The organism is Candidatus Sodalis endolongispinus, from assembly GCF_018777395.1.
Lineage (GTDB): Bacteria > Pseudomonadota > Gammaproteobacteria > Enterobacterales > Enterobacteriaceae > Sodalis_B > Sodalis_B endolongispinus.
This window is the reverse complement of sequence record NZ_JAFJYC010000001.1, coordinates 352,675-365,740: the sequence shown is the minus strand read 5'-3', so window position 1 is coordinate 365,740 and position 13,066 is coordinate 352,675. Positions and strand designations below refer to the sequence as shown.

General features: G+C 53.5%; 10 protein-coding genes and 4 pseudogenes. 9 read left to right on the top strand and 5 right to left on the bottom strand.

Translation table 11 applies throughout. The features are described 5' to 3' along the window. Positions 1–966 precede the first annotated feature (966 nt). The 3 genes from nac (at position 967) to JZM24_RS01900 (ending at position 3,116) form a co-directional block, all read left to right on the top strand. The gene (gene nac, locus JZM24_RS01910; RefSeq protein WP_215668381.1) at positions 967–1,884 is read left to right on the top strand and encodes a nitrogen assimilation transcriptional regulator NAC; all 918 of its coding nucleotides are present in this window, start codon (positions 967–969) and stop codon (positions 1,882–1,884) included. A 227-nt stretch (positions 1,885–2,111) separates the two neighbouring features. After that, positions 2,112–2,378, top strand: coding sequence for an anti-adapter protein IraP (locus JZM24_RS01905; RefSeq protein ID WP_215668380.1), 267 nt, complete (start codon positions 2,112–2,114; stop codon positions 2,376–2,378). Positions 2,379–2,825: 447 nt separating this feature from the next. Continuing rightward, positions 2,826–3,116, top strand: coding sequence for a hypothetical protein (locus JZM24_RS01900; RefSeq protein ID WP_215668379.1), 291 nt, complete (start codon positions 2,826–2,828; stop codon positions 3,114–3,116). Between the two features lie 118 nt (positions 3,117–3,234). Here the strand turns inward: JZM24_RS01900 and JZM24_RS01895 are convergent, their stop codons facing one another. The 3 genes from JZM24_RS01895 to wrbA all read right to left on the bottom strand — a co-directional run bounded on the left by JZM24_RS01895 (position 3,235) and on the right by wrbA (position 5,127). Continuing rightward, a complete protein-coding gene (locus JZM24_RS01895) occupies positions 3,235–3,444 on the bottom strand; it encodes an HHA domain-containing protein (protein ID WP_215668378.1) in 210 nt (69 codons plus the stop codon). A gap of 736 nt (positions 3,445–4,180) precedes the next feature. Beyond that, the gene (locus JZM24_RS01890) at positions 4,181–4,390 is read right to left on the bottom strand and encodes a YccJ family protein (RefSeq protein ID WP_215668377.1); all 210 of its coding nucleotides are present in this window, start codon (positions 4,388–4,390) and stop codon (positions 4,181–4,183) included. Positions 4,391–4,500: 110 nt separating this feature from the next. Further along, positions 4,501–5,127, bottom strand: a complete 627-nt coding sequence (wrbA, locus tag JZM24_RS01885) for an NAD(P)H:quinone oxidoreductase (RefSeq protein ID WP_215668376.1) — start codon at positions 5,125–5,127, stop codon at positions 4,501–4,503. A 458-nt stretch (positions 5,128–5,585) separates the two neighbouring features. Here wrbA and JZM24_RS01880 point away from each other — a divergent pair, with 458 nt between their 5' ends. Continuing rightward, on the top strand, positions 5,586–5,750 hold the full coding sequence (locus JZM24_RS01880; protein WP_215668375.1) for a con-10 family general stress protein: 165 nt from the start codon (positions 5,586–5,588) through the stop codon (positions 5,748–5,750). Positions 5,751–6,102: 352 nt separating this feature from the next. Here JZM24_RS01880 and JZM24_RS01875 read toward each other — a convergent pair whose 3' ends face one another. Further along, on the bottom strand, positions 6,103–6,360 hold the full coding sequence (locus tag JZM24_RS01875) for a DUF1883 domain-containing protein (protein WP_215668374.1): 258 nt from the start codon (positions 6,358–6,360) through the stop codon (positions 6,103–6,105). Positions 6,361–6,525: 165 nt separating this feature from the next. Here JZM24_RS01875 and JZM24_RS01870 point away from each other — a divergent pair. Further along, a pseudogene (locus tag JZM24_RS01870) lies at positions 6,526–7,732 on the top strand (IS3 family transposase). On the opposite strand, the gene fliE reads toward JZM24_RS01870, so the two are convergent. Next, positions 7,729–7,995, bottom strand: a complete 267-nt coding sequence (gene fliE / locus JZM24_RS01865; RefSeq protein WP_215668373.1) for a flagellar hook-basal body complex protein FliE — start codon at positions 7,993–7,995, stop codon at positions 7,729–7,731. The pseudogene JZM24_RS01870 and the gene fliE sit on opposite strands and share 4 nt — an antisense overlap. A 261-nt stretch (positions 7,996–8,256) precedes the next feature. Here fliE and fliF point away from each other — a divergent pair. From fliF to fliI, 4 genes and pseudogenes are all read left to right on the top strand, one after another. Further along, a pseudogene (gene fliF, locus JZM24_RS01860) lies at positions 8,257–9,971 on the top strand (flagellar basal-body MS-ring/collar protein FliF). Further along, complete coding sequence (gene fliG, locus JZM24_RS01855) at positions 9,968–10,954, top strand: flagellar motor switch protein FliG (protein WP_215669965.1); 987 nt, start codon at positions 9,968–9,970, stop codon at positions 10,952–10,954. The pseudogene fliF and the gene fliG overlap by 4 nt, the downstream one beginning before the upstream one ends. Then, positions 10,947–11,624, top strand: a pseudogene (locus JZM24_RS01850) (flagellar assembly protein FliH). The gene fliG and the pseudogene JZM24_RS01850 overlap by 8 nt, the downstream one beginning before the upstream one ends. After that, positions 11,548–13,000: pseudogene (gene fliI / locus JZM24_RS01845) on the top strand (flagellar protein export ATPase FliI). The pseudogenes JZM24_RS01850 and fliI overlap by 77 nt, the downstream one beginning before the upstream one ends. The last annotated feature ends 66 nt before the right edge of the window (positions 13,001–13,066 follow it).

Here is a 13,066-nt window from a genome sequence, read left to right as displayed (position 1 = left end):
TCGAATTCGACGGAGGGCGCAGGAGCAGACACCTATTTCTTTAGCAACAGCAAACGGCGGTGCTGAGGGGATAGCGGCTGAGCTATCGTTCAAATTATGGATACGGTGCACGGTTTTCTTTTTATCACGATAAGACAGACTGTGGAGCTGAAATAGGACAACGTTTTTCGCATAATCGCAGGATGACATAGGCATAAGCGTGTTCTCCTTGCAGGTAAGGTAATGTTTCGTAATAGCCATTTATTTCGTCTAGGGTTAACTAAAACGTCCTTTTCCTGTTTCATCTTTGTTGAATGAAGAAAAAACGTGAGGTATCAGCAAGCTGAATTGACTGAAAATAAACTGGGTATGTCAGGGCGGTGAATGGGCAGAATCGATAATTATCACTCGGTTATTCATATGAACTCCGCGGTCGATGATAGCAAGCTTGCGAGGTGATATAAGTGGTTTAATAACGTAAACATCTCTTATAAAGCTGACATCCATGGTTGTAAAATCATTCCAGGTTTTTTCTCTTATCATTAGGGTCATTGTTTAACTATTCGATATATTCCATTGCCATCTTGTCGTGAATATTTTTCATGGAATATTCTTTATTATTTTTTATCTCTATAGCAGTAAACGTTTCAATGCCTTGGAGCGGCGGTCAACTCAACATTAATCTCGTGCCGGCGACTCATCTTGCGGGGGCTATCCCACACCCTTGCGACTAAAGCTGATGCCTTAAACGTTAAGCAACGCCCTCATAGGGTCATCTTATGCTTTGTTATGGTGCATCGCCTTGTTACATAAGGGACAGCAGAGTGACTACCGTGATCCTCTGAAAAGTCTTATTCAGCCATAAATTATTCTTATTTAACTATTTACCCTCCATTTTGATGTAGTTTTTAAACCAGCTGAGCGTGTTGGTATGCTATTTGCACTACATATCTCATCGATTCTGGCACAGCTGCGACGGAGGCAGAAATGAATTTAAGACGACTCAAGTATTTTGTAAAAATCGTCGACATCGGTAGCCTGACACAGGCGGCGGAAGTTCTGCATATTGCGCAACCGGCGTTAAGTCAGCAAGTTGCCGCTCTGGAGAGCGAGCTTGATCAGAAACTGCTGGTACGTACCAAGCGCGGCGTAACACCGAACGAAGCGGGAAAAGTCCTCTATTCCCATGCCCGCACCGTCCTTCAGCAATGTGAGTTGGCGCAAAGGGCGGTAGGCAATGTCGGGCAGATCTTAAGCGGCCAGATATCGATCGGACTGGCACCGGGCACCTCCTCAAGTCCTCTAATCCGCCCCTTATTACAGGCAGTGCGCGAGCAATATCCGCAAATGACGGTATACCTGCATGAAAATAGCTCCGCCGCATTGAATGAGAAATTCAGCCGCGGCCAGCTAGATATGGCGATACATTATGATCCGGCGGTATTTAGCGGTGTGACAAGTGTTCCTCTCATGAAAGAAGAACTTTTCCTGGTCGGCACTCGCGATAATCCGGGCGCGAGTATTGAGCTAAGCGATGTAGCGGTGCGAGAGCTTTTCCTGCCGCGTGATTTCTCCGCTGTCCGAAAAAGAGTGGATGAAGCATTTTCCCTGCGTCGGCTGAGTGCGAAAATCATTGGTGAAATTGACTCGATTGCGACATTGACGGCGGCGGTCGCCAGCGGCATGGGCAATGCGGTACTGCCGGAGTCGACAGCTGCGGCGGTGGTCAGCACGGCGAGTGCCTGGATGGCGCGTATCATCAGCCCCGGTATGCCTTTGCCGCTGACGCTGACTACCTCGTCCCGTTTGCCGCTTTCTCCTGCGGCCTCGGCGGTCAAAACCCTGATGACGACCATGGCTGCGCAGCCAACGTTGGAGAAACAGGCACTGCTGCTTGCCAGCTGAACATTATCCTGACGCGCCTATTTCGCAAAAATGACGGTCACCTAAAGGGGGCCGTTTTTTTATTGCCTTATTTTTCATAAAGTTAGATGTAAAAATTTTTATGCAACACTTAATATTCTCTTGATATTAAATAAAGATATCAATTATTATGCATTCGGAATAAAGCTGTATGGCTGAGCTTTGGCCCGTCAGGGCAAATCCGTTACTTTACCTATTCAGGAGCCACAATGAACAGCTTACTTTCACAATTACTGATCCGCCTGGCACAAAAGGAAGCTGCGGAAAAGGAACTGCACGCGCTGGTGCAATCCCTTGAAATTCTGGTTGCAGCCTTAATATCTTCACTTACTCCCGATAAACTGAATGAGCTGGTCGGCTCAATCGATGTGGCGATGAAGAATCTACCGTGCAATCTTGAGACAGGGCACAGCTCGGATATTGAACTGCTTAATAATAATATCACTCGCATCACGGCGGCCGCGCGCCGACACTAACCGAGGATGACCCTGGTCGGGCGTTTTCCTGCGGCTTAGGGTCATCCTCAACATGGAACATTCGCTATTAGTTTTATCATTTAGTGCCTCAATTCAATCTGATAATGCTACACCGTCCTAACGCCTGAGTTAATGACTCTTGACATTTATTTGCTATGGGTCAATTATAATGTTCTCCTGTTTGTGCCAGAGCCTGGCCCAATGATAAGCTTATAATGTTTGACGGTTTTATCTCTGTTTGCAGCCCACACCACCCTGCATTATGCTACAATACTTAGTTGCCTGCCCATGCATTCGTATATCTGTCTAAAATATCCTCTTTTTGTAGTTGAAAGTGATTAATTTCGTTTTTACGCGAGCATTCCTGGCACCAATGAATATACTAGTTCCGAGCATAATATTTTGGTCATCAAGACCGTGTGGTTTTTCATTAGCAGGTTAATAATCATGAAAACACTAGGGTTAGTTCTTGAGACAATTCTCGAAGAGATCTGCACGGGGAAAAAGGTGTTCACACCCGAGGCGGGCACTCAAGAAGCAATGGAGAAATTCCAACAGATCGCTAAGGTCATCAGCTATGCCGACAGCGAAGAGCTCGTTGAACAATGCCAGTTCGGGATTGAAGAATTTTCAGAGCGATTGACGTTTTCCAAAGTGATGGTTACCGGCGGCGTGACTGAAAAAGGACAGGCGTTTTTACGCAAGCGCTTTGCCAGCCGGCAGCAAAAAGTCGGGTAAGCGCTTGCGCTCCACCTCGCCGCTGTTATCCCAGGGTATCCCCTGGGCATTCTCATGCGTGGTCACTCTTGCTGGACCGGGAGCTTCTTCACGTGATAAGTAGCGCTCTGCTGTACAATTAACGTACAAACTGCCAAACGCTCGAAGGTAGCTTGTCGTAAAGTTTACCCATTGTCAACTCTGCCAAGCGATGATCGGCGGCGCCATAAAACTCCACTAATTCTCCTGCGGTTAACCGATCCTTCATATGCTCGATCACCTTTTCCAGCGTATCGATATTACTGCAGCGCCGGAGTCGCATCAAAAAATCGACTTTACCCTTAAACATGTGATTATTCCTATACCTCTAGCTCAACAACCTTTTTAATAATAACCGCCTGATAATAGACCATTATCTGTCAGCACAATCCAACGCTAAACAATGCAGCAACATGCTAATCATCCTGCTATCAATTGCTGAGGGTAATAACGGCGGTTGCCGTAATTTTGAATGTTAAACCCCGCGTTAACCTCTCAACGGCTTGTGTAAATAGACATTACGTAAGACACATTTGTTCATGGGGAATGTCCGGTCTCTCCAACCGGGCGCATCATAACAGTTAGGCCAGCAAAAAAACAATCACCCGTGAAAAATATCATCGTTATTTGAATGATTGATGCCCCGCGCATATGCTGCTGAAAAAATTATTCGGGGGTAAAATTATGATAAGAATTTAATAAAAAATAATAAGATTTTTGCTTTATCGTGCTTGAGTGACCAAAAAAGGAGAAAAAATCTCGGAGAAGACGCAAGGGCGGTATCGATCTTTCCGCAAGCCCTCGCTATTGTCCTGCGCGGCGTGGATAAAATAAGCGGCTGTTTATACGGTCCTATTCGTCTTGCAATCTTTAACACTGGCGAGCATGGTGGCGACGGGCCTGATAACGCAAGGATCGCTTTCTTGGAGAAGGGTAATCGGCGGTATTTTACGCAGGGAAATACCGCAACAGCCGCGTTTTGAACATAATCTTAGTCAAGGTAAAGGATAAGGACGGTCGACTCGTCGCCATCGCCGTGCATAGGATCACACGTTTTGGCGCTCTACGGTTTCCTCACCCCAAAATAACTGATTTTTATCGGTGCGCGCAAAAGCGATTTGCAGCGCCTCATCGCTACCTTCCTCCCAGATTTTCTGCGCCAGCGCCTCATCGTCATGCGCAACTTCAAAGATAGCTTGCGCGATCTCAATGGACGTTTGGCGTACCTCTGCCCATGCTTCTACATTAGATGCCATTGTGTCTCCTCCCTCAAATGTTGCTGGATTAGCGTTAGTAGACCGTCACTTGACTCACAGTACTGTAGACGAAACACGCGTTGTAGGCCAATACGTGTCAGGCACCCGCCTTAGAAAGCTTGGGTGGGGCTGAGGCCTAGCCCTTCATTTTTCAAAGTAATGCCCGCGACATATTGCCCCTGATAGCGGGCAATGGTGAGTTCTTCGCTGGACGGCTGTCGCGAACCGTCTCCACCCGCCAACGTCGAAGCACCATAAGGCGTCCCGCCGCGCACCTGGCTGATATCGAATAGCTCTTTCGCCGCGTAACCAATGGGCACCAAGATAAAGCCATGATGCGCCAGAGTTGTCCAAGTGGAGGTGATGGTATGTTCATGGCCCCCACCGGTGCCAGTAGAGGTAAATACGCTGCCTATCTTGCCGTACAATGCTCCTGACGCCCACAAAGCCCCTGTCTGGTCGAGGAAAGTGCGCATTTGCCCACACATATTACCAAATCGCGTGGGGGTACCAAAAATGATGGCATCATAGTCAGACAGCTCTTGCGGCTTTGCTTCGGGCGCCTGCTGAGCCGTTTTACCGCCGGCTTTGGCAAAGAGTTCGGGCGACATGGTTTCTGGAACCCGCTTGATTGTCACCTCTGCACCGCTGACGTTGCGCGCGCCTTCCGCTACTGCTTCAGCCAGTGTCTCGATATGACCGTACATGGAATAATAGAGCACGAGTATTTTCGCCATAGAAATTCCTTAAGCTCCGTGTGCGGCCTTGCCTGGGCGACAAGGACCGGGGAAGAATAATTTAAAGATAACCGTAAAACCTACGGATGCAAATCAACTCCCCGACACACGCGAAAAAGCAGCTGCGCTTTTCGGGCAAGACAAATGCGCACCCCGCCAAAATAGAGCTAAATTCATTATAAATGATAATAGATATTACGAATGACCATATCATTATTGTGGGGGAATATGGCTTAACGAACTGAATTTTAACAGTCTATCTGTTCATTCTCACGAGGATAGACAAAATTGCCAAGCATGTGTTTCATAGTGTTAATAGTTTCAAATCTGACGAGTCAGGCGGCTATACTTTTATCATGACGTTGGGAAAACACATTATCCTAACGTCGTCCAGGAAACGCACTATCATCGCGTTTCCAATTGCAAATGATCTCTCTAACATCCTAATGGAGGTTAACATGGCCCAACATAGCGGTGGATCAGGTAACTTTGCGGAAGATCGTGAAAGAGCATCACAAGCAGGCCAAAAAGGTGGTCAGCACAGCGGGGGGAATTTCAAAAATGATCCTCAACGTGCATCTAGAGCCGGGGAAAAGGGCGGCCGTAGTAGGAATAGTGCTTAAGTCCCTTATGACGGCGGCCTCAAGGCAATTGAGCGGTTATGGATTGTCTTGGGGGCATGATGACGGTCGCAATTGGCATTTTTATGTCACCTCAAAGACGGTTTACTGAGAGTTAAGAGAAAAATATGCGTTGCAATTGGGAGTTTCTGGCCCAAGCTGAACGAAGCAGTAAGGTTTATTAGTAAAGCTAAGCAGTAACAGTAAGTTGAAGTAGTAAAGGTAAGAGTAAGTATCGAGAGTAAGTCGTAAACCACTGTCAGCGCGGGTAGTTAAAGCGTTGGCGACAAAGTGTCATCATGCGATCCATGCGATCACCGGCCGCTGGAGACGAGTGTTACCAGCGGCCAATTCTTCATGCGGTCAAATAACTGACCGAGTGTTCCTGGCTTTCGCTTTTGGCATCAATAATAACGCTCCACAAACCGCTATAAGGCACCCAAAGATAGGCCGTATCCGTATCGCTCACTCCGAGGATTTCGCCAAATCCGACCGTCATATGCCCATTATGTGGCTGGCTCTCACACATCAAATGGATGTTGCATTTCTCAGAACAATGCACAACCACCGTATCGCCGCCAAACAATTTTAGCCGGGTACGTATAACGGACATTATCAGACTCCCCCTGAGGTAATCGTTTGCGCATGGATAAATGCCTCTCCTTAACTGAGAGCTTTATCCCGTCGTGATTTATCCCCCTGAAACACCAGACAGTAGATGTATCTCCAGATAAGAGATAGGCTTGAATATATGTCTAACACTAACGCCAATTTTGATATGACCGGGATCCTGTTAGGTCAAGAAGTCCGTAAACGTAAAACTCCTCAGGAAAAAATGGCCATTATTCAGCAGAGGATGGAGCCCGGCATGAATGTCTCCCATCTCGCACGACTGCACGGTATCCAGCCCAGCCTGCTGTTTAAGTGGAAAAAGCAATATCAGGAAGGCAGCCTCACCGCCGTGGCTGCCGGGAGGACGTTGTTCCTGCCTCTGAGCTTGCAGCTGCATTGAAGCAGGTCCGGGAGCTCCAGCGCCTTCTGGGTAAGAAGACGATGGAGGTTGAGATCCTAAAAGAAGCCGTGGAGTACGGCCAGTCACGAAAATGGATAGCGCACGCGCCCTTGTTGCCAAAGGCCGGGGAATAGCACAGGTCAGCCGCGCCATGAGCGTGTCGCGTGCGCCGCTGTCACTGCGGATTAAGCGTTCTGCCGACTGGCAGGACAGGCGCTGTAACCGGCGTAATGACGAAGCAGACGCTGAAATACTGTCGGACATCCTCGACATCATCAGCGATATGCCCAGCTACGGCTATCGGCGGGTGTGGGGCATCCTGTGTAAACAACGTCGCGCAGAGGGACTGACGCCGGTAAATGCGAAACGACTTTACAGGATCATGTGTGAGCATAACCTGCTGTTATTACATTGAAAACCAGAGCGGCCGAGGCGTGAGCATAAGGGCAGGATCGCGGTGGCAGAAAGCGATATGCGCTGGTGTTCAGATGGCTTCGAGTTCGGCTGCGACAACGGTGAAAAACTGCGGGTCACGTTCGCACTGGACTGCTGCGACAGAGAGGCCATAGACTGGTCTGCGAGCACTGTAGGCTACGACAGTTCGACCGTGCAGGATGTGATGCTGATGTCGGTAGAAAAGCGCTTCGGCGACAGGTTACCCGATACAGCGGTGCAGTGGTTGACGGACAACGGTTCAGCGTATACCGCGCATGAAACGCAGAGGTTCGCCAGAGAACTGGATCTGGAGCCCTGCACAACAGCGGTGAGCAGCCCGCAGAGCAATGGCATGGCCGAACGGTTCGTGAAGACGATGAAGGAAGACTATATCGAGTTCATGCCAAAACCGGATGCGAGAACAGCCCTGCGAAACCTTGCAGCAGCGTTCACGCATTACAATGAAAACCATCCGCACAGCGCGCTGGGATATCACTCTCCGAGAGAATACCGGCGGCAGCGGGCTTCGTTAACTTAAGATACAAAAGCTGTACGGAGATGGCGGGGCAAGATCATTTGCAGCGAAAGGGATGACTTCTGCAAATCAATCATCACATCGTTTAATTGTAAATCGGTCTCACCGCTCGAATACGCTTGTGAATCACGGTTCGCCTGGATTTGAGTGTCGCTGATTTTATCCAGCGCCGCGCCGAGCTGCTGTGCGAACCCCGCCGATTTGCCCGCCGCGTCGTGACTTATCATGCTATCCGCCGCGCGCGCGGTGGCAGTAAGTTGCGCCACTACCGCCTCAATACCCTGAACCGAAATTCCGTTTGTTTCCTTTTGTGATGTTGGCGCCACCCTAGCAGAAATCGCCGGGGGTTAAGCGAGCAATTAACGCTAAAAAACCCGGCTATTTAGGCCATTGATTTGCCTGCTCCAGTAAATAACACCCCTCATATTTGATGTTGTTCACCGAAAACCCCACGCGTACGCGCCAGGGAGAGAGTTTTGTTATCAGCAACGCAGCCCGTTACGTTCCATTGTTGGCAGGAATAAGGTATGAGCACGGTTAAAAATGGTTCCGTCACACAAGGTAATAACCCTTTCGTTCCCTATCTGGAGCGGTTGCGTGTTCATCCCAAATTGACCGCCGCGGTGGCGGTGGCGGCGGCCATCGCCCTGATTGTCGTGCTGGTGCTGTGGGCCAGAAGTCCTGACTATCGGGTACTGTATAGCAACTTAAGCGATCGCGACGGCGGCGATATCGTCACGCAGCTGACGCAAATGAACATCCATTATCGCTTTTCGGAACAAGGTACGGCGTTGCTGATCCCGGCGGACAAGGTGCATGAAACGCGGCTGAAACTCGCGGGTCATGGCCTGCCGAAGGGCGGCGCGGTGGGGTTTGAATTGCTGGATCAGGAAAAATTCGGCATCAGCCAGTTCAGCGAGCAGATCAATTACCAGCGCGGTCTGGAAGGCGAGCTGGCGCGTACTATGGAAACCCTCGTCCCGGTGGTGTCCGCGCGGGTGCATCTGGCGCTGCCCAAGTCGTCGCTATTTATTCGTGAACAAAAAAATCCCTCCGCTTCGGTGACCCTGACGCTGCAACCCGGCCGGGTGCTGGATGATGGTCAGGTCAGCGCAATCGTCTATATGGTCGCCAGCAGCGTGGCCGGGATGCCGCCGGCCAATGTGACGGTGCTGGATCAGCAGGGGCATTTACTGACCCAGGCCGATGCCAACGGACGTGAACTGAACGCAACCCAGCTCAAATTCAGCAACGAATTGGAAAACAGCTTTCAGCGCCGCATCGAAAATATTCTGGCGCCGGTGGTCGGCAGCGGCAATGTTCACGCGCAAGTTACGGCGCAGATTGACTTCGACAGTCAAGAGCAAACCGAAGAACGTTACGCCCCTAACGGTAGTGGCGATAATGCCGCCATTCGCTCACGCCAGGCGTCTGAGATCGAGCAGTTGGGCGGCGGCGCACAGGGCGGCGTACCGGGCGCGCTTTCCAATCAACCCGCTCCGGCCAATAGCGCCCCTATTGATAGAACGCCCGCCAACCGCGCCCCGGCCAAAACCGCGACGCGGCCGACGCCAAACGCCAACACCAACGCCGCGTCGTGGCGGGCGCCGATGTCGTCGTCCAATACCCGCAAGGATGAAACCGTTAACTACGAACTCGACCGCACGTTACGCCATGTCCGGCGCAACGTAGGCCAGCTCCAGCGGCTCTCGGTGGCGGTCGTGGTGAACTATCAGGTGGCCGGCGAGGATGCCGCCGGTAAACCGCTGCCGGCCGAAACGCTTAGGCAAATTGAAGCCATCACCCGCTAGGCGATGGGTTATTCCAGCGAGCGCGGCGACACGCTGAGCGTCATTAACACGCCATTCATGCAAAACAACGACGGCGAACCGGCATTGCCGTTCTGGCAACAGCCTATGCTGCTCAACGCGCTGCTGAGCGCCGGACGCTGGCTGATTGTTCTGCTGGCGGCCTGGTGGCTTTGGCGCAAAGTGGTGAAATCGCTGGTGGCGAATAAAACCCCCGTGCCGCCCGCCGCGGTTGCTCAGCAGGCGGCGGCTGCGGCGGAAGAAGATGTGGTGGTTAAGCTGAGCAAAGAGCAGAAGGAGGCGCAGCAGCGCGCCGCCCACAGCGCGATCACACCGAAGCCCGGGCTGAGCGGGTACGCACATTGGCGGACAGCGACCCGCGCATCGTGGCCCTGGTAGTGCGTCAATGGATAGCGAACGAAATAGGACTATGACCGGTATCGAGAAAAGCGCCATCTTGCTGTTGACCCTCGGCGAAGATCGCGCGGCGGAGGTGTTTAAGCATCTCGCCGTGCGCGAAGTGCAACAATTGAGCAGTGCGATGGTCGGGTTGCGGCAAATTTCCCAGGCGCAATTAAATGAGGTGCTGAAGAAGTTTGAGGTCGCGGCGGACCAATTCAGCGCGTTGAGCGTCAATACCGGCGATTATTTGCGCTCGGTGCTGGTGAAGGCGCTTGGCGAAGAGCGCGCCTCCAGCCTGCTGGAAGATATTTTTGAAACCCGTGAAACCACCACCGGTATGGAAACGCTCAACTTTATGGAGCCGCAGAGCGCCGCCGATTTGATTCGCGATGAACATCCGCAAATTATCGCCACCATTCTGGTCCATCTGCGGCGCAGTCAGGCCGCCGATATTCTAGTGTTGTTCGACGAAAAATTGCGTAACGATGTGATGCTGCGTATCGCCATGTTTGGCGGCGTACAGCCCGCCGCGCTGGCGGAATTGACCGAGGTGCTCAACGGCCTGCTGGACGGTCAGAATCTCAAACGCAGCAAGATGGGCGGTATTCGTACCGCCGCCGAGATTATCAATTTGATGAAAACACAGCAGGAAGAGGCGGTTATCAATGCCATGCGCGATTTCGACCGCGAACTGGCGCAGAAGATCATCGACGAGATGTTCCTGTTCGAGAATTTGGTGCAGGTGGACGACCGCAGTATCCAGCGCCTGCTGCAGGAAGTGGAAAGCAAGTCGCTGATAATCGCTCTCAAAACCGCCGCCGAACCCCTGCGCGAGCGGTTCTTGTCCAATATGTCCCAGCGGGCGGCGGATATTCTGCGGGCCGACCTCGCCAACCGCGGGCCGATCCGCATGTCGTTGGTGGAAAACGAACAGAAAGCCATTTTGCAGATCGTCCGCCGCCTGGCCGAAAGCGGCGAGATCGTGATAAGCGGCGCCGAGGATTTCTATGTCTGATAGCCATGATGCCGCCTGGCGTCCCTGGTCGCTGACGGATTTCGCGCCGCCGCCGGGAGCGCGCCCCGCGCCGGCCAACGACACGAGCGAGCAGCACCATCAGCAGCTCGCGCTGGCGCGGATGCGGGAAAAAGTGCTGCAGGACGCCCGGGAGGCGGGTTTCGCGCAAGGGCAGCGCCAAGGTTTTGAGCAAGGGCAACAAGAAGGTTTTCAGGCGGGTCTGCAGGAAGGCCGCGCTCAAGGACTGCGTGAACAGCAGCCGGCGATTGCCCGGTGGCAAAATCTCGCCAGTGAATTTCAACATAGTCTGGACGCCATGGATACAATCATCGCCGACCTTCTGGCACAGTTAGCCATGAATGCCGCCCGGCAGGTACTGGGCGCACTGCCCGCGCAATGGGACGACATCATGGCCGCTCCGATACAGCATTTGTTGCAGCAAGAACCGGCCTTTAGCGGTCCGTTGCAATTGCGGGTCCATCCCGCCATGCTGCCGTTGGTGGAACAACATCTGGCCGTCACGATCGATCAATTGGGCTGGCGCCTGCAGGCCGATCCCTAGTTGCACCCGGGCGGTTGCACGTTGAGCGCCGCTGACGGCTCGCTGGACGCGTCGCTGGCCACCCGCTGGCAGGCGCTTTGCCGGTTGGCAGCGCCGGAGGTGCTCTAGATGACCGCGCGGCTTAAACGCTGGCTCGGCGCGCTGGATGCGCTGGAACAGCGGCTGGCGCCGGTCCCGCTGGTACGGCGCTGCGGCCGGCTGACGCGGGCGACGGGTCTGGTTATGGAGGCCAGCGGTCTCCAGTTACCGCTGGGCGCCGCCTGCCGGGTGGTGCGGCACGGTGGCGATGACGCCGCCGAAGTAGAGTGCGAGGTGGTGGGCTTCAACGGCAACAGACTGTTTTTGATGCCGCTCGAAGACGTGGAAGGCATTGTGCCGGGCGCCGAGGTGGTTGCCGCCGGGCAGGAGGCGGATCACGGCAAGCAGCTTCCCCTCGGGCAGGCGCTGCTGGGACGGGTGCTGGACAGTCGCGCCAGACCGCTCGATGGCTTGCCCGCCCCCGGCGCCTTGGTGCGGGCGCCGCTTATCACCAAGCCTTATAACCCTCTGCAGCGTACGCCCATCACCGAGGTGTTGGATGTCGGCGTTCGCGCCATCAATGGCATGCTGACCATCGGTCGGGGACAGCGTATCGGGATGTTCGCCGGTTCCGGGGTCGGTAAAAGCGTGCTGCTCGGCATGATGGCCCGCTATACCCGCGCCGATGTCATCGTGGTTGGGCTTATCGGCGAGCGCGGCCGGGAAGTCAAAGACTTTATCGAGAATATCCTCGGCAGCGAGGGACTGGCGCAATCGGTAGTGATTGCGGCGCCGGCGGATGTTTCGCCACTGCTGCGCATGCAGGGCGCCGCGTACGTCACCCGTATCGCCGAGGATTTCCGCGATCGCGGCCAGCACGTGCTGCTGATTATGGACTCGCTGACCCGCTATGCCATGGCGCAGCGGGAAATCGCGCGGGCCATCGGCGAGCGCCGCCCGCCACCAAAGGCTATCCCCCGTCGGTGTTCGCGCGCCTGCCGGCGCTGGTGGAGCGCGCCGGCAACGGCATCAGCGGCTGCGTCTCCATCACCGCTTTTTATACCGTGCTGACCGAAGGTGCCGATCAGCAAGATCCCATTGCCGATGCCGCGCGCGCGATACTGGATGGCCACATTGTCTTGTCGCGGGATTTGGCTGAAAGCGGCCACTATCCCGCGATCGATATCGAGGCGTCTATCAGCCGGGTAATGACCGCGCTGGTGACGGCGGAACAGGAACGTGATGTCCGCCAGTTAAAACAGCTGTTGTCACGCTACCAACGCAGCCGCGATCTGATAAGCGTCGGCGCCTATGCGCCCGGCAGCGATCCACTGCTAGATCAAGCGATCGCCCTATATCCCGCTATCGAAGGTTTTTTGCAGCAGGGCATGCATGAAGCGTGCGGTTATGATGAGGCGCGACGGCAACTACAGGCCCTGTTCGCCCCGGCTGGAGAGGGGGCATGATTTCCAGCCTGGCCCTCACGCGCCCCCGTGCATACCCGGTAAAGTTGTCTCAAGCGCCTGCGGTTT

Bases quoted from the DNA above. Each gene is read 5' to 3' on its own strand.
- JZM24_RS01890 (WP_215668377.1), bottom strand. From the start codon at position 4,390: ATGGCATCTAATGTAGAAGCATGGGCAGAGGTACGCCAAACGTCCATT.
- JZM24_RS01895 (WP_215668378.1), bottom strand. From the start codon at position 3,444: ATGTTTAAGGGTAAAGTCGATTTTTTGATGCGACTCCGGCGCTGCAGT.
- JZM24_RS01880 (WP_215668375.1), top strand. From the start codon at position 5,586: ATGGCCCAACATAGCGGTGGATCAGGTAACTTTGCGGAAGATCGTGAA.
- JZM24_RS01900 (WP_215668379.1), top strand. From the start codon at position 2,826: ATGAAAACACTAGGGTTAGTTCTTGAGACAATTCTCGAAGAGATCTGC.
- JZM24_RS01875 (WP_215668374.1), bottom strand. From the start codon at position 6,360: ATGTCCGTTATACGTACCCGGCTAAAATTGTTTGGCGGCGATACGGTG.
- nac (WP_215668381.1), top strand. From the start codon at position 967: ATGAATTTAAGACGACTCAAGTATTTTGTAAAAATCGTCGACATCGGT.
- wrbA (WP_215668376.1), bottom strand. From the start codon at position 5,127: ATGGCGAAAATACTCGTGCTCTATTATTCCATGTACGGTCATATCGAG.
- JZM24_RS01905 (WP_215668380.1), top strand. From the start codon at position 2,112: ATGAACAGCTTACTTTCACAATTACTGATCCGCCTGGCACAAAAGGAA.
- fliG (WP_215669965.1), top strand. From the start codon at position 9,968: ATGACCGGTATCGAGAAAAGCGCCATCTTGCTGTTGACCCTCGGCGAA.